Origin of the sequence: Methylobacterium mesophilicum (assembly GCF_022179445.1) — a bacterium.
Classification (GTDB): domain Bacteria; phylum Pseudomonadota; class Alphaproteobacteria; order Rhizobiales; family Beijerinckiaceae; genus Methylobacterium; species Methylobacterium mesophilicum.
Genome location: NZ_BPQU01000003.1, coordinates 288115 through 304344 on the forward strand (window position 1 = coordinate 288115; position 16230 = coordinate 304344).

Consider the following 16230-nt stretch of genomic DNA (forward strand, 5'->3'; position numbering starts at 1 on the left):
CCGCCGCCGACCCAGATCCCCCGGCGGCGGCCCCGCGGGGCCTGATGGAACGCGAAGGCTGCGGATGAACCCGAACCGGCCGCTGAAAGGGCTGACCGTCCTCGCCCTGGAACAGGCCGTCGCCGCACCCTACTGCACGTCGCGACTGGCCGATGCCGGCGCCCGGGTGATCAAGATCGAGCGGCCCGAGGGGGATTTCGCCCGGGGCTACGATTCCGCGGTCAACGGGCTCGCGAGCTATTTCGTCTGGCTCAACCGCGGCAAGGAGAGCCTGGTCGCCGACATCAAGGATCCGGACGATGCCCGGCTGCTGCACGCCATCCTGGAAGGCGCCGACGTGTTCGTGCAGAACCTCGCCCCCGGGGCCGCAGCCCGGGCGGGTTTCGGCGCGGCGGACTTGCGGGCACGCCATCCGCGCCTGATCACGGTGGACATCACCGGTTACGGCGCCGGCCACGCCTACAGCGACATGAAGGCCTACGACCTGCTGGTGCAGGCCGAGAGTGGCATGGCCGGCATCACCGGGCATCCGGCCGGCCCGGGCCGGGTCGGCGTCTCGGTCTGCGACATCGCCTGCGGGATGGACGCCCATGCCGCGGTTCTGGAGGCGCTGATCGCCCGCTCCATCTCCGACGCGGGCTGCGCCCTGGAGGTCAGCCTGTTCAGCGGCGCGGCCGACTGGATGACCGTGCCGCTGCTCTACTTCGAGGGCACCGGCCGGGAGCCCCAGCGCGTGGGCCTCGCCCATCCCACGATCTCGCCCTACGGCGCCTACCCGACCGCCGACGGCAGCCTGGTGCTCATCTCGATCCAGAACGAGCGGGAATGGGCGAATTTTTGCGACACGGTGCTGGGCGAGCCGGATTTCGCCCGGGCCGAGGGGTTTTCGTCGAACAACGCCCGGGTGGCGAACCGCGCCGCCGTCGATCTGCGCGTCGGCGGCGCCCTGGTGCAGCTGAGCCGCGACGCGGCCGCAGCCCGGCTGAAGGCCGCCGGCACCGCCTACGGGTTCGTCAACACCCTGGCCGACCTCGCCACGCACCCGGCCCTGGTCCGCGCCGAGGTCGAGACCTCGGCGGGCCCGGCCCGGATCGTCGCCCCGCCGGTCCTGATCGACGGCGAAGTCCGCGCGCTCGGGCGGGTGCCGGACATCGGCGAGCACAGCGAACGGATCCGGCGGGAGTTCGGGGCAGAGCGGTGAGTGCGCGTTGCACCAGGAAACCCAGCCGCGCCCTCGTCTTGAGGTGCTTGCGCGAAGCGCGAGCCTCGAAAGAGGCCTCCAGATGGCGCCGCGATCCCTGGAGGGCTCCTTCGAGGCGACCGCTGCGCGTCCGCACCTCAGAGGCTATGAGTCTTTCAATACATCGCTCGCGACAGTCGATGACGGACCGCGACATGCCCCCTCTCCCGTGCGGGAGAGGGCTGGGGTGAGGGATCAGGTCTTTCCGGAAAGCGCGCATCCCTCACCCTGTCCCTCTCCCGCACGGGAGAGGGGACCCGCGGTTCCTGCTGGGGCAATAGGCCCGTCCGGGACCGCTAAGGCGTCGGGTGCATGGGGATCGAAGGGCGATCGATCGAAAGATCCAGAACCTGTCAGGATGAGGTGGTGGTCTGGAGAGGCGCGAGCGTTGGACACGCTTGAATACAAAAACCGGGAGGAAGCGATGAGACTGAACGGAAAAATCGCGATCGTGACGGGGGCCGGGAGCGGGTTCGGCGCGGGCATCGCCGAGCGCTTTGCCGCCGAGGGCGCGCGCGTCGCCTGCGTGGACATCGACAGGTCGGCGGCCGAGCGGGTCGCATCAGGCATCGGCGCGAATGCCATCGCGGTCGCCGCCGATGTCGGGGCGGCGGCCGATGTCGAGGCCAGCGTCGCCGAGACCCGGGAGCGGTTCGGCATCCCGCACATCCTCGTCAACAACGCCGGCACCACCCACCGCAACAAGCCGCTGCTGGAGGTCACCGAGGACGAGTTCGACCGCGTGTTCCGGGTGAACGTGAAGTCGATCTTCCACTACGTCCGGACAATCGCCCCGCTGATGCGCGACCAGGGCGGCGGCGTGATCCTCAACGTCAGCTCGACGGCGGCGCTCCGGCCGCGTCCCGGCCTGACCTGGTACAACGCCTCAAAGGGGGCGGCGAGCCTCGCCTCGAAGTCGCTGGCGCTGGAATTGGCCCCCTGGAAGATCCGGGTGAACGCCCTGTGCCCGGTGATGGGCGCAACCGCGCTGCTCGAGCATTTCATGGGCGTGCCCGACACCCCGGAGAACCGCGACAAGTTCATCAGTACGATCCCGCTCGGCCGGATGTCGCGGGCCGAGGACATCGCCGCCGCGGCCCTGTTCCTGGCCTCCGACGAGGCCGAATTCATCACCGGTGTTGACCTGCCGGTCGATGGCGGCCGCACGGCCTGAGGCGCGCGATGGAAGCCTATACCGAGATCCGCGAGGCGGTCGCCAAGCTCTGCGCCGGGTTCCCCGGCCCGTACTGGCGCGCCCTCGACCGGGAGATGGCCTACCCGACCGCGTTCGTGACCGCGCTCACCGAGAGCGGCTACCTCTCGGTGCTGATTCCGGAGGACTATGGCGGGTCCGGCCTGCCGCTCTCCGCTGCCGCGGCGATCCTGGAGGAGGTCCAGCGGGCCGGCTGCAACGGCGGCGCCTGCCATGCGCAGATGTACACGATGGGCACGCTGCTCCGGCACGGCTCGGAGGCGCAGAAGGCCGCCTACCTGCCGGCCGTCGCCGAGGGCCGCCTGCGGCTCCAGGCCTTCGGGGTGACCGAGCCGAGTTCCGGCACCGATACCGGCAGCCTGAAGACCACGGCCCGGCGCGACGGGGACCACTACGTCATCAACGGCCAAAAAATCTGGACCAGCCGGGCCGAGCATTCGGACCTGATGCTGCTCCTAGCCCGCACCACCCCGCGCACCGAGGGCATGAAGCGCACCGACGGCCTGTCGGTGCTGCTCGTCGACATGCGGGAGGCGGTCGGCCACGGTCTGACCATCCGGCCGATCCGCACCATGATGAACCATGCCACCACGGAGGTCTTCTTCGACAACCTCCGCGTACCGGCCGACAATCTGATCGGCGAAGAGGGAAAAGGCTTCCGCTACATCCTGTCCGGCATGAATGCCGAGCGCATCCTGATCGCCGCGGAATGCGTCGGCGACGCCAAGTGGTTCATCGACAGGGCCAGGACCTACGCGGTGGACCGCTCTGTGTTCGGCCGGCCGATCGGCGCCAACCAGGGCGTGCAGTTCCCGATCGCCAAAGCCTACGCCAACATGCGGGCGGCAGAGTTGATGGTCCGCGAGGCGCTGAGCCTCTACGAATCCGGGACCAATCCCGGCGCGGAGGCCAACATGGCCAAGATGCTCGCCGCCGACGCCTCGTTCGAGGCCGCCAACGCCTGCATCCAGACCCATGGCGGGTTCGGATTCGCCGAGGAATACGATATCGAGCGCAAGTTCCGCGAGACGCGCCTGTATCAGGTCGCGCCGATCTCCACGAACCTGATCCTCGCCTACCTGTCCGAGCACGTGCTCGGCCTGCCGCGCGCGTACTGACATGACCGACCTCGAAGCCTGGATCGGCCGCACCCGCGAGACCTCGGATCTCGTCACGCCCCGGCTGCGCGCCGAATTCCGCGCGACCTTCACGCCGCATCTCGCCCCGGTCCCGGACGGGGCGGCGCCGCCGGCCCTGCACTGGTGCCTCGCCCCGGAGACGCCGCCCGCCGACGCCCTCGGCCCGGACGGTCACGCCGCCAAGGGCGGGTTCCTGCCGCCGGTGCCTCTGCCGCGGCGGATGTGGGCCGGCGGGCAAGTCGAGACGCTGGCCGAGCTGCGCGAGGGCGATCTGGTCACCCGGACCGAGACCGTGCGCGACGTGGCGTTCAAGGAGGGGCGCAGCGGCCGGCTGTGCTTCGTGACGGTCGAGCACGCGCTCGCCACAGCAAGCGGCGTGGCGATCCGCGAGCGGCAGGACATCGTCTACCGGGAGGCCGCCGGCGCGCAGACCGGCACCGGGGCCACGGCCGAGCGCGACGACGCGGCCGCCTACGAGCAGGTCTGGGCCGTGCCGGCGACGCCGACGCTGTTGTTCCGCTACTCGGCCATGACCTTCAACGGCCACCGCTTCCACTACGACCAGCCCTACGCCACGCGCGTCGAGGGCTATGCCGACCTGGTGGTCCACGGCCCGATCCAGGCGACGCTGCTGATGAATTTGGCCGCGACGCTGCTCGGACGGGTGCCGCGCACCTTCACGCATCGCGGCGTCTCGCCGCTGACGGCCAACCAGATCTTTCGGATCTGTGGGCGGCGCACCGGGGAGGGGTTCGAGGGCGTCACGTTGGACGAGGCAGGCCGCGTCTGCATGCGGGCGCGGGCGGCGGTATGAACGCTGACGCCTCGGCGTTCAGCTGGCCGTCATTGCGAGCGTAGCGCCGCGACCCAGTGCAGCGCGCGATCTCAGACGTAGCGCGTCCCTGGGTTGTTGCGCTGCGCTCGCTATGACGGTTGAGGATGCTCGCCACAGGACGTTGTTCCGTCGACGACCGGAGCCCGAGGGGCGCCCGCAGGGTCGGCGCTCCTCAGGATCTTCGAACGGACGGGATGACGACCCGGCTCAGGCGAGCGTCAGGCCGACATCGACGTTGCCGCGGGTGGCGTTCGAGTACGGGCAGACCTGGTGGGCGGCGTCCACGAGCTTCTGCGCGTCGGCGCGGTCGAGGCCCGGCAGGCTGATCGTCAGGTCGGCGGTGATGCCGAAGCCGCCCTCGGAGCGCGGGCCGATGCCCACATCGGCGGTGACGGTGGTCTCGGCCGGGACCTTGAGCTTCAGCGAGGGGGCGACCGCCTTCATGGCGCCGAGGAAGCAGGCCGAATAGCCGGAGGCGAACAGCTGCTCGGGGTTCGCGCCCGGGCCGCCGGCCCCGCCGAGCTCCTTCGGGGTCGCGAGCTTCACCTCGAAGCTGCCGTCGGCGGTCTTGGCGGCGCCGTCGCGGCCTCCGGTGGCGGTCGCGCTGGTGCGGTACTTCACGTCTACGGACATGGTGCGATCTCCAGGAACAGGAAGGGAGTCGGCATATAGGGCCGGCACAGCCCTCATATAATCCCGAGATAGATTGTGCGCAATCGATTTTACGGGTCGATCAGCGCGAAGCGGTCGACATCCACCAAGCCCTTGTCGGTGATCTTCAGGTGCGGGATCACGGGCAGCGGCAGGAACGCCACCTGCAGGAACGGCTCGGGCAGGACGACGCCGAGGCCGCGCGCCGCCGCCCGCAGGGTCACCAGCGCGGCACCGATCGCATCGAACGGGAGCAGGCTCATCAGACCGGCGACCGGCAGGGCGATCTCGGCGAGCACCCGGCCGCCCTCGACCACCACGAAGCCGCCCTCGATGGCGCCGAGCCGGTTCACCGCCACGGCCATGTCGGCATCGTCGGCGCCGACCACCGTGACGTTGTGGCTGTCGTGCCCGACCGAGGAGGCGATCGCGCCGCGCTTCAGGCCGAAGCCCTTCACGAACGCCACGCCGATGCCCCGCTGCCCCGCCGGCGTCTTCCCGTGGCGCTCCACCACCGCGACCTTGATGACGTCCTGATCGAGGTCGATCCGGCGCTCGCCCGCGCTGTAGGGCAGCGACAGGTCGTGCCGCAGGGTGATGAGCTTGCCCGGCACCACGCCGATCACCGGCGTCGATGGCCCGGAACCGGGGGCCGCGAAATCCGCCGCCGTCACCCGGCGGGCCCGCAGGCTGCCCCGGCCGATCGGCTGGATCGCGGGCCGGTCGGCGAACAGCGCGTCCTCCACCAGTCGCCCGGCGCTGAAGACCCGGGCGACGCGACACTCCAGGAAATCGTCGAGCACGACGAGGTCGGCACGCTGGCCCGGTGCCACCAGGCCGCGATCGTGCAGCCCCAGCGCCCGAGCCGCCGACCAGGAGGCCGCCCGGTAGGCCGCCAGCGGCGGCGCACCCAGCGCGATCGCGGTGCGGACGACGTAGTCGAGGTGGCCCTCCTCGGCGATGTCGAGGGGGTTCCGGTCGTCGGTGCAGAAGGCCAGGAACGGCGCCGTGCGCTCGGTCAGGATCGGCGCCAGGGCGTGCAGGTCCTTGGAGACCGAGCCCTCGCGGATCAGCACGGTCATGCCCTTGGACAGTTTTTCCATCGCCTCCTCGGGCGTGGTCGCCTCGTGCTCGGTGCGGATGCCGGCCGCGATGTAGCCGTTGAGCGCGCTCCCGCGCAGAAGCGGCGCGTGGCCGTCGATCAGCCGGCCCTGGAACGCCGCGAGCTTTTCGAGGGCGCCCGGGTCGCCGGCGAGCACGCCCGGGAAATTCATGAACTCGGCGAGCCCGATCACCTTGGGATGGCCCGCGAAGGGCAGCAGGTCCGCCACCCCGATCCGCGCGCCCGAGGTCTCGAGGTGGTCGGTGGCCGGCACGCAGGAGGACAGCTGGACCCGCAGGTCCATCGCCAAAGTCTCGGACGAGGCCAGGAACCACACGAACGCCTCGGTTCCCAGCACGTTCGCCATCTCGTGCGGGTCGCACAAGCCGGTGGTGACGCCGTGGGGCAGGACGCAGCGCTCGAATTCCTGCGGCGGCATCAGCGAGGATTCGACGTGGAAATGCGTGTCGATGAAGCCCGGCACCACGACCTTGCCGGCGATGTCGATCTCGCGCCGCCCGCGATAGCTGCCGAAGGTGCCGACGATCCGGTCGCCGCAGATCGCGATATCGGAGGCGACGAGGTCGCCGGTGACGAGGTCGAGGAAGCGCCCGCCCTTGAGGACGAGGTCGGCCTCGGTCCGGCCCTGGCCCTGGTCGATGGCCCGCTTCAGGAAATCCACTCGGTCCATCGTACGATTCGCCTCTCTCGCGTCCCGGTATCCGCCGGGAGCATGACACGGTCGCGTCCGCTTCGGCGACGCTTGCAGCGACGCGTCGGCGGGCGCAGAAGCCCCTACCTTTGAAAGATTCGCTTCTGAACCGATTGAACCGCGCGATGCCCGCCTATCGTTCCCGCACCACCACCCACGGCCGCAACATGGCCGGCGCCCGCGGCCTCTGGCGCGCCACCGGCATGAAGGACGGCGATTTCGGCAAGCCGATCATCGCCGTGGTGAACTCGTTCACCCAGTTCGTGCCCGGCCACGTCCACCTGAAGGATCTCGGCCAGCTGGTCGCCCGGGAGATCGAGAAGGCCGGCGGCGTCGCCAAGGAGTTCAACACCATCGCGGTCGATGACGGCATCGCGATGGGCCACGACGGCATGCTCTACTCGCTGCCGTCCCGGGAGCTGATCGCCGATTCGGTCGAGTACATGGTCAACGCGCATTGCGCCGACGCGATGGTGTGCATCTCGAATTGCGACAAGATCACCCCCGGCATGCTCATGGCCTGCCTGCGGCTCAACATCCCGACGGTGTTCGTCTCGGGCGGCCCGATGGAGGCCGGCAAGGTCCAGCTGCCCGGCATCGCCAAGAAGGTCGATCTGGTCGACGCCATGATCGCGGCCGCCGACGACCGGATCTCGGACGAAGACGTGGCGGTGATCGAGCGCTCGGCCTGCCCGACCTGCGGCTCCTGCTCGGGCATGTTCACCGCGAACTCGATGAACTGCCTGACCGAGGCGCTGGGTCTGGCGCTGCCGGGCAACGGCTCGGTTCTGGCGACGCACGCCGACCGCAAGCGCCTGTTCGTGGAGGCCGGCCACCTGATCGTGGACCTCGCCCGCCGCCACTACGAGCAGGACGACGCGAGCGTGCTGCCCCGCGCGGTTGCGAGCGTCACGGCGTTCGCGAACGCCATGACGCTGGACATCGCCATGGGCGGCTCGACCAACACGGTGCTGCACCTGCTGGCCGCCGCCCACGAGGGCGAGGTGCCGTTCACCATGGCCGATATCGACCGGCTGTCCCGGCGCGTGCCGGTCCTGTGCAAGGTCGCCCCGGCGGTGGCCAACGTCCACATGGAGGACGTGCACCGGGCCGGCGGGATCATGGCCATCCTGGGCGAGCTCGACCGGGCGGGGCTGATCGAAACCGAGGTCGGCAACGTCGCCGCCGGGACCCTCGGCGCGGCGCTGGCACGCTGGGACGTCCGCGGCGCGCCCAGCGCCTCGGTCCAGAGTTTCTACCGCGCGGCCCCCGGGGGCGTGCCGACCCAGGTGGCGTTCAGCCAGGAATCCCGCTTCGACGAACTCGACCTCGACCGGGAGGGCGGGGTGATCCGCGACGCCGCCCACGCCTATTCGCGCGATGGTGGCTTGGCGGTGCTCTACGGAAACCTCGCCGAGCAGGGCTGCATCGTGAAGACGGCGGGCGTCGACGCCTCGATCCTGACCTTCACGGGGACCGCCCGGGTGTTCGAGAGCCAGGACGCCGCGGTGGACGGGATCCTCAACGGCAAGGTCACGGCCGGCGAGGTCGTGCTGATCCGCTACGAGGGCCCGCGCGGCGGCCCCGGCATGCAGGAGATGCTCTATCCGACGAGCTACCTGAAATCGAAGGGCCTCGGCAAAGCCTGCGCGCTGGTCACCGACGGCCGCTTCTCGGGCGGGTCCTCCGGCCTGTCGATCGGCCACGTCTCCCCGGAGGCGGCCGAGGGCGGGCTGATCGGCCTCGTGCGCGACGGCGACACCATCGCCATCGACATCCCGGCCCGCTCCATCGACCTCGCCGTCGAACCCGCCGAGCTGGAGCGGCGCCGGGCCGAGCAGGACGCCGCCGGCTGGCAGCCGGCGAGCCCGCGCAAGCGCAAGGTCACCACGGCTCTGCGCGCCTACGCGATGCTCACCACCAGCGCGGCGCACGGGGCGGTGCGGCGGGTGTGATGGAGAACTGGTTTCGGGAGACGCCGTCTTTCGGGATTGGGAAATCGACTGGATCCCGGGCGCCGCTTCGCGGCCCCGGGGATGACGCGTTGGATGTCCACGCGTCGAGATGATGCCTGGGCTTATCGCCGAGCCGACTTCCTCATCAGCGCAGGGCCAGCATGAGGATCAGGCCGGCGATCACGATCGCAACCGCGGCGGCAAGCACCGCACGCCACCGTCTGCCGAACTTCCGCCTCGTCGCACCGCCGGGCGCGTGGTGCACATCCCCTACCGGCGCCCGCCCCAACGCCGACAGCATCAGCGGCTCGATCGCCTTGTAGCCAGCCGGGCTGAGATGGAGGCCGTCGGTGGTGTAGGCCCGGCGCAGCGCCCCGGATCCGTCCGCCAGCACCGCGTGGTAGTCGATGAAGGTCGCGCCGTGCTCGTGCGCGTGGTCGCGGAGCCAGGCATTCACCGCAGCGATCATCGCCGGGGCGTCGGGGACCTCTGGATTCCACGGGATCCGGGCGGCCGGCATGATCGAGCCGACCCAGGCCGTCACGCCCATCGCCCGGGCTTCGTCGAGCATGCCGGCCAGCGTCCGGGCGATCTCGTCGGCGGGGACGAAGAACCCCTCGTTGCGCCCGATATCGTTGACGCCGCAGAGGAGGTGGACGCCCCGGGCGCCGGTCTCCTCCAGGTCGCGGCGGAACCGCATGGTGATCCAGCGGGCCGTCTGGCCGGACCCGCCCCGGGGGATCAGGTCGTGGGCCGCGAAGGTCTCGGCCCGGTGGAATCCCCAGGCCTCGGTGATCGAGTCCCCGATGAACACGATCGGCGCGACCAACGCCTACGCCTCCGCGGGGAGGCCGAGCACCTCCGCGACCTCGGCCGCAAGGCGGTCGGCGATCGCCTGGCGGCCCTGTTCACCGACATGGACGATGTCGGTGAACAGGGCTCGCGTATCGGCTTCGAAGATCCGGCTGAGGTCCCGGGTCGTGAACGGCCCCTGCGTGAGGCCATCGGCGTCGAGCCGGCCCAGAACCTGCTCGATCCGAGTGTATTGGCGGTCGAGATAACCCAAAAACTCTTGGGAGGCGGTGTTCTGCTCGTCGCCGACCCGCTCGGTCTTGCGCACGATCGCCGGCTGCAGGAGGAACCGCACCGGCGCGCCGATGCCCCCGGACAGCCGGGCGAGGCGCTTCAGTGCCAGCTCGAACTGGCGCACCACTTCCCATTCCCAGATGTCGGACTGCCAGTTGGTCAGCGCCCGGAGGTTGTCGAGCCGGCCGAAGATCAGCGCCTGCAGGCTGTCGTAGCTCAGGTCCTCGGCGTCCGCGCCCGACTTCGTCGTGTTGAAGAAGTAGTCGTACAGGGTTTCCTGCGCGAAGTGGTTGTATGGGTAGCCGGCGCGCGGATCGAAGCTCCAGGGCTGGAAGATGTCGGTGGCGCCGCCCATGACGAAGATCACGTCGGGCTGAAGGTCCATCAGCCGGGTCGTGATCAGGGCGATCATCTGGTTCAGGCAGGCGGAGGTCGCACCGAAATTGTAGACCCGGGCGCCTTCGCCGTGCAGGCGCTTCAGCCCGGTCTCCAATCGGCCCGGGATGGTGTCGGCGAAGACCTGGCCGTCGATCAACGTGCTGTCGCCGACCACGAACACGCGCAGCGTCTCCGCGGGCGAGCGCGCCTCCGCGTGCATGTCGTTCCGGTAGCCGAGCGCGTCGTAGCGCCAGTTCTGGCCCGCCGCGGACGCCAGCGGCTTGCCGGCGAACTGCGTGTAGGGCGCCGGGAAACGGATGTTCGAATCGAAGTTGTGGAAGTCGCGGAGGAACGTGCGGCGCCGAGCCTGCTCGATGTCGTCGGGGGCCCGTTGGGCCATGCTGGTTCTCCCACCCGGTCGGATGCGGTGTCGTGATGCGTCCGCGCGTCAGCCGCGCAGCGTGGCGTGATTCTCGAGGAACCACCCGTAGGTCTGGTGCAGGCCCCGGTCGAGATCGATCTCCGGCTGCCAGCCCATGGCGCGCAGACGCGAGACATCCATCAGCTTGCGCGGCGTGCCGTCGGGCTTGGTCGCGTCGAACTCCAGGCGGCCCGCGTAGCCGATCACCCGGGCCAGCGCCTCGGCCAGCTCGCGGATGGTGCAATCCGCGCCGGTGCCGACGTTGATGTGCGACAGGTCCGGCCGGGTGTTGGCCGCGTAGACCGCGTCGTCCAGCTCCATCACGAACACGCTGGCGCGCGCCATGTCGTCGACATGCAGGAACTCGCGCATCGCCCGGCCGGTGCCCCAGACCGTGACGGACGCGCTTCCCGCCTGCTTGGCCTCGTGCAGGCGCCGCATCAGCGCCGGCAGCACGTGGGCGTTCTGCGGATGGAAGTTGTCGTTGGGCCCGTACAGGTTGGTCGGCATCACGCTGCGGTAGCGGCGCCCGTACTGGCGGTTGTAGCTCTCGCACATCTTGATCCCCGCAATCTTGGCGATCGCGTAGGGCTCGTTGGTCGGCTCCAGGATCCCCGTGAGCAGCGCGTCCTCGCGCATCGGCTGCTCGGCGTGCTTCGGGTAGATGCAGGAGGAACCCAGGAACAGCAGCCGGTCGACGTCGGCCACGTGCGCGGCGTGGATCAGGTTCGCCTGGATCAGCAGGTTCTCGTGGATGAACTCGGCCGGGTAGGTGTTGTTGGCGTGGATGCCGCCGACCTTGGCGGCGGCGAGGTAGACCATGTCGATCCGGTTCCGGGCGAAGAAGGCCCGGACCGCGGCCTGGTCGAGCAGGTCGAGGGCCTGCCGGTCCGCCGTGAGGATGCGCCCGTAGCCCAGCTCCCGCAGCCGGCGCACGATCGCCGACCCCACCATCCCGCGGTGCCCCGCAACGAAGATGGTCCTGTCCCGCCCGTCCATCACGCGTCCAATCCCTGCGGCCAGCGCTCGCTCGGCCAGCATACCCCCGTCCGGGGCGGATATCGCCGCGCAAAGGCGGATTTTCTGAGGCGCACGGCATCGCGGCCGCTTCGGAGCGGGGGATGCCGCGTCAGACGCGAAGTGGCGAATACAAATACAACTGAAAGTTGGTGTTAAGCATTCTACCAGAAGGTGTGCCGGTACCAGCCTAGCGCCCACCGGACTTCAGGTTCGGGGTGGAAGCGACCGGGCCGCGCAGCAATGGAGTCTGAGATGCGTAACTCGACCGACGTCCCGGCTGGGCCGCGGACATCGAATGCCGCCCTGCGCCGGACGGCCGGCCGCATCGCCCCCCTGCTGGCCGGCACCCTGCTCGCCCTCCCGGTTGTCGCACCGGCGCAGGCGCAACTTCTCCGTGGGACTCTTGATACAAGCGGAGGCGGTATCCTGGGAACAGGAATCACGGTCGGCACCACGAATCCCGGTACCGGCATCCTCGGGACCGGCCTGAATGTCGGCACCACCGGCGGCGGCGTCCTTGGGACCGGGGTGACCGTCGGCACCACCAATCCCGGCACCGGCGTCCTCGGCACGGGCCTGAATGTCGGCAGCACCAGCGGCGGCGTCCTCGGGACCGGCCTGCTGGTCGGGACCACCGGCCCCGGTCAGGGCCTGCTCGGGACCGGACTGTACCTCGGCACCGTCGGCGGAGTCGCCGGCGGCGGTGGCGGCACCGGTGGCGGCGGCACCGGCGGTGGCGGCACCGGTGGCGGTACCGGCGGAGCAGGCGGTGCCGGTGGTGCGGGCGGCGCCGGAGGGGCCGGTGGCGCGGGCGGGACCGCTGGCGGTGGCGGCGGCGGCAACGGCCAGGGCATCTATATCGTGACCGGCAACGTCACGCAGTCCCAGGGCCAGACCTTCATCGCCGACCTGCGGCTCTCGCAGCTGTCCAGCGCCACCGGGATCGCGGCCAACAACACCAGCGCCCTCGCGGCCCCCGTCGCCGTGGGCGGCGATGCCATCGCGGTGGGCTTCGGATCGAGCGCGGCCGGGACGGCGTCGACCGCGGTCGGAACCGGGGCATCCGCGGTCAACACCGGCAGCGTCGCCGTCGGCTACGCGGCGAGCGCACAGGGGCTGGGCGGCACGGCGGTCGGCACCGCATCCGCGGCGTCCGGAGCGGGCAGCACGGCGCTCGGCTTCGTCGCCGGCGCGACCGGCACGGGATCCACCGCGATCGGCGCGGCGGCCTCGGCCGCCGGCAACAACAGCGTCGCGCTCGGCAACGGGGCGGCCGCCAACCAGGCGAACACCATCGCCATCGGGGCCAACGTCAAGACCACCCAGGCCAACCAGGTGGCGATCGGCAACGCCGCCAACACCTACACCCTGGCGGGCGTCGCCTCGCAGGCGAGCGCCGCGGCGCAGAGCGGGGCGACCGCCTTCGTGACCACGGACGCCAGCGGCAACCTCGCGGCCTCGGCCTACGGCCCCTCGACCATCGCGGCGCTGGGCAACCGGGTCGATTCGGTCCAGTCCCAGGTCAACAACCTGGAGGCCAAGACCGACACGATGCAGCGCTACGCGGTGCAGACCCGCAAGGAGTCGCGGCAGGGCGTCGCCATGGCGATCGCGATGGCGACCGCTCCGATGCCCTCGGCGCCGGGCAAGACCACCTGGGCCACGAACGGCGCGACCTATCGCGGCGAGTGGGCCGGCGGCGTCGCGGTGGCGCACCGGCTGCCGACCTGCTGCGTACCGATCGCGGTCACGGCCGGCGTCGCCTATGCGGGCGAGAGCAACGTTGGCGTCCGCGCCGGTCTGGCCGGCGAGTTCTGACGGCGAGACGACGCGGCGGGGCCGGAACGACGTTTCGGCCTTGCGCCCGGGAAATTCCCCGGCATAGTGTCAAGTTATGTTGACACTCGCGGTCGAGCAGTCGGGACGGCACGAGACGGATCGGCGACCGCACGCGGTCGTCGTCGGCTCCGGCTTCGGCGGGCTCGCCGCGGCCGTCCGGCTCGGGGCGCGGGGCTACCGGGTCACCGTGCTGGAACGTCTGGAGCAGCCGGGCGGCCGCGCCCGGGTCCACCGGCAGGACGGCTTCACCTTCGATGCCGGGCCGACCATCGTCACCGCGCCGCAGCTGTTCGAGGAGCTGTGGCAGCTCGCCGGCCGTCGCCTCTCCGACGACGTCGCCCTGGTGCCGATCGACCCGTTCTACCGGATCCGCTTCGCCGACGGCGAAACCTTCGAGTACAGCGGCGATCCCGAGCGGATGCGGGCGGAGGTGGCGCGGTTCGCCCCGGACGACGTGGCCGGCTACGAACGCTTCATGGCGCATAGCCGCTCGGTCTGCCGCATCGGCTTCGAGCAGCTCGGCCACGTACCGTTCGGCAGCATCGGGTCGATGCTCAAGATTGCTCCGGACCTGCTGCGCCTGTCGGGCCACCGCTCGGTCCACGACGTGGTGGCGCGCTTCGTCCGCGACGAGCGGCTGCGTACCGTGTTCAGCTTCCACCCGCTCCTGATCGGCGGCAACCCGTTCCGGGCCAGCGCGATCTACTGCCTGATCGCCGACCTCGAGCGGCGCTGGGGCGTCCACTTCGCCATGGGCGGCACCGGCAAGCTGGTCGATGGGCTGGTCCGGCTGATCCGCGGCCAGAACGGGCGGGTCCGGCTCGGCGTCGACGTCGCCCGCATCCGCGTCGAGAACGGGACCGCGACCGGGGTCGAACTCGCGGGCGGTGAGACGATCGCGGCCGACATCGTGGTCTCGAACGCCGATTCGGCGGTGACGCATGCGCGGCTGCTGCCCAAGCCCCGGCGCTGGAGCCCGGGGCGGCTGAAGCGCGCGCGCTCCTCCATGGGCCTGTTCGTCTGGTATTTCGGCACGAAGCGGCGCTACCCGGACGTCGCCCACCACACGATCCTGCTCGGTCCACGCTATCGCGGGCTGCTCTCCGACATCTTCGACCGCAAGGTGCTGGCCGAGGATGCGAGCCTCTACCTCCACCGGCCCACCGCCACGGATCCGAGCCTCGCGCCGCCCGGCTGCGATGCCTTCTACGTGCTGGCCCCGGTGCCGAACCTGGCCGGCGGCCAGGATTGGCGCGCGCTGGCGGAGCCGTATCGGCGCCGGATCGCCGAGATGCTCGAATCCAGCGTGATGCCGGGCCTGTCGGAGGCCATCGTCACCTCGAAGGTGACGACGCCCCTGGAATTCCAGGACGACTTCCAGAGCTACCGGGGATCCGGCTTCGGCCTGGAGCCGGTGCTGACGCAATCCGCGTGGTTCCGCCCGCACAACCGGTCGAGCGACGTGCGCAACCTCTACCTGGTCGGCGCCGGCACCCATCCGGGCGCCGGCCTGCCCGGCGTGCTCTCCTCTGCCCGAATCCTCGATCTTGTGGTTCCGGATGCCCGCGTTTCCGCCTGAATTCGCCGCGGCCGCCGACCGCACAGCCTGTCGGCAGGCGATCCGCGCCGGCTCGAAGAGCTTCTTTGCGGCCGGCCGGCTGCTGCCCGGCGAGGTCCGCGAGGCGGCCTACGGGCTCTACGCCTTCTGCCGGCTGTCGGACGACCTCGTCGACGAGGCTGCCGACCCGTCCGCTCGCCGCGACGCGGTGGTGCGCCTCGGCGACCGGGTCGCGCGGGCCTATGCCGGCAACCCCGCCGACGCGCCCGCCGACCGGGCGTTCTCCGAGATCGTCGGCGCCTACGCGATCCCCGAGGCGCTGCCCTACGCGCTGATCGAGGGCTTCGCCTGGGACGCCGAGGGCCGGCGCTACGCCGACATCGCGGCGCTCCATGCCTACGCGGCCCGGGTCGCGGGCTCGGTTGGGGCCATGATGGCGCTGATCATGGGCGCGCGCTCTGCCGACGCGCTCGCCCGCGCCTGCGATCTCGGCGCCGCCATGCAGCTCACCAACATCGCCCGCGATGTCGGCGAGGATGCCCGGATGGGCCGGCTCTACCTGCCCCTCGACTGGATGGTCGAGGCGGGGCTCGACCCGGACGCCTTCCTGGCCGATCCGCAGCCCGGCCCGGCGCTCGCCGGCATCGTGGCCCGGCTGCTCACGGAGGCCGACGAACTGTACCGGCGGGCCGAGGCCGGCATCGCGGCGCTGCCGTCCCCCTGTCGCCCCGCGATCCGCTCCGCCGCCCTGATCTATTCCGAGATCGGCCGGGTCGTAGCGCTGCAGGACTATGATTCCGTCCGCACCCGGGCCCGGGTCGGGACGGCGCGCAAGCTCGCCCTGATCGCCCGCGCCCTGCGCTCCGGTCCGGCGACGCCCGGCCTCGCGGCGCCGCCGTTGCCGCAGGTGGCGTTCCTGATCGACGCCGTGCTGAATCAGCCCCCGCTGCCGGATCGCAGGCATTCCGTGCTGCGGCCCTGGTGGGATGTCGGCGGCCGGGTCGTTCACGTGCTCGAACTGATCGAGCGGATGCGCGAGCGCGAGGCCTACGGCCCCTCCGCGCCATCGTGAGGCGTGCCG

13 protein-coding genes are annotated in these 16230 nt (G+C 70.8%); 8 read left to right on the plus strand and 5 right to left on the minus strand.

The genetic code is table 11. From position 1 onward, the window contains the following. Positions 1-64: 64 nt before the first annotated feature. From MFF40_RS05845 to MFF40_RS05860, 4 genes are all read left to right on the plus strand, one after another. Complete coding sequence (locus tag MFF40_RS05845) at positions 65-1201, plus strand: CaiB/BaiF CoA transferase family protein (protein WP_147896587.1); 1137 nt, start codon at positions 65-67, stop codon at positions 1199-1201. Between the two features lie 463 nt (positions 1202-1664). Beyond that, complete coding sequence (locus MFF40_RS05850; protein ID WP_238259900.1) at positions 1665-2414, plus strand: SDR family oxidoreductase; 750 nt, start codon at positions 1665-1667, stop codon at positions 2412-2414. Positions 2415-2422: 8 nt separating this feature from the next. Beyond that, positions 2423-3571, plus strand: coding sequence for an acyl-CoA dehydrogenase family protein (locus MFF40_RS05855; protein ID WP_238259902.1), 1149 nt, complete (start codon positions 2423-2425; stop codon positions 3569-3571). A gap of 1 nt (position 3572) precedes the next feature. Further along, positions 3573-4406: an HTD2 family dehydratase gene (locus tag MFF40_RS05860; protein ID WP_147896590.1), complete on the plus strand. Its 834-nt coding sequence runs from the start codon at positions 3573-3575 to the stop codon at positions 4404-4406. A gap of 228 nt (positions 4407-4634) precedes the next feature. Here MFF40_RS05860 and MFF40_RS05865 read toward each other — a convergent pair whose 3' ends face one another. After that, positions 4635-5060, minus strand: coding sequence for an organic hydroperoxide resistance protein (locus tag MFF40_RS05865; RefSeq protein WP_147856348.1), 426 nt, complete (start codon positions 5058-5060; stop codon positions 4635-4637). Positions 5061-5149: 89 nt separating this feature from the next. After that, positions 5150-6871, minus strand: a complete 1722-nt coding sequence (gene ade / locus MFF40_RS05870) for an adenine deaminase (protein ID WP_238259904.1) — start codon at positions 6869-6871, stop codon at positions 5150-5152. 146 nt (positions 6872-7017) lie between these two features. Here ade and ilvD point away from each other — a divergent pair, with 146 nt between their 5' ends. After that, positions 7018-8847, plus strand: a complete 1830-nt coding sequence (gene ilvD / locus MFF40_RS05875; protein ID WP_238259906.1) for a dihydroxy-acid dehydratase — start codon at positions 7018-7020, stop codon at positions 8845-8847. Positions 8848-8992: 145 nt separating this feature from the next. On the opposite strand, the gene MFF40_RS05880 is transcribed toward ilvD, so the two are convergent. Genes MFF40_RS05880 through fcl form a run of 3 tightly spaced genes read right to left on the minus strand, consistent with a single transcriptional unit; the run spans position 8993 to position 11731 of the window. After that, on the minus strand, positions 8993-9676 hold the full coding sequence (locus tag MFF40_RS05880; RefSeq protein WP_147856691.1) for a GDSL-type esterase/lipase family protein: 684 nt from the start codon (positions 9674-9676) through the stop codon (positions 8993-8995). A 3-nt stretch (positions 9677-9679) separates the two neighbouring features. Further along, positions 9680-10711, minus strand: a complete 1032-nt coding sequence (locus MFF40_RS05885) for an SGNH/GDSL hydrolase family protein (RefSeq protein ID WP_238259909.1) — start codon at positions 10709-10711, stop codon at positions 9680-9682. A gap of 48 nt (positions 10712-10759) precedes the next feature. Continuing rightward, the gene (gene fcl / locus MFF40_RS05890) at positions 10760-11731 is read right to left on the minus strand and encodes a GDP-L-fucose synthase (protein WP_238259942.1); all 972 of its coding nucleotides are present in this window, start codon (positions 11729-11731) and stop codon (positions 10760-10762) included. A 273-nt stretch (positions 11732-12004) separates the two neighbouring features. Between fcl and MFF40_RS28810 the strand changes: the two genes are divergently transcribed. From MFF40_RS28810 to MFF40_RS05905, 3 genes are all read left to right on the plus strand, one after another. Continuing rightward, the gene (locus tag MFF40_RS28810) at positions 12005-13570 is read left to right on the plus strand and encodes a hypothetical protein (protein ID WP_283206087.1); all 1566 of its coding nucleotides are present in this window, start codon (positions 12005-12007) and stop codon (positions 13568-13570) included. A 76-nt stretch (positions 13571-13646) separates the two neighbouring features. Next, positions 13647-15170 (plus strand): phytoene desaturase, encoded by a 1524-nt coding sequence (locus tag MFF40_RS05900; RefSeq protein ID WP_147857003.1) that lies wholly within the window; start codon positions 13647-13649, stop codon positions 15168-15170. Beyond that, positions 15151-16221 (plus strand): phytoene/squalene synthase family protein, encoded by a 1071-nt coding sequence (locus MFF40_RS05905; RefSeq protein ID WP_147896596.1) that lies wholly within the window; start codon positions 15151-15153, stop codon positions 16219-16221. The genes MFF40_RS05900 and MFF40_RS05905 overlap by 20 nt, the downstream gene beginning before the upstream one ends. Positions 16222-16230 lie beyond the last annotated feature (9 nt).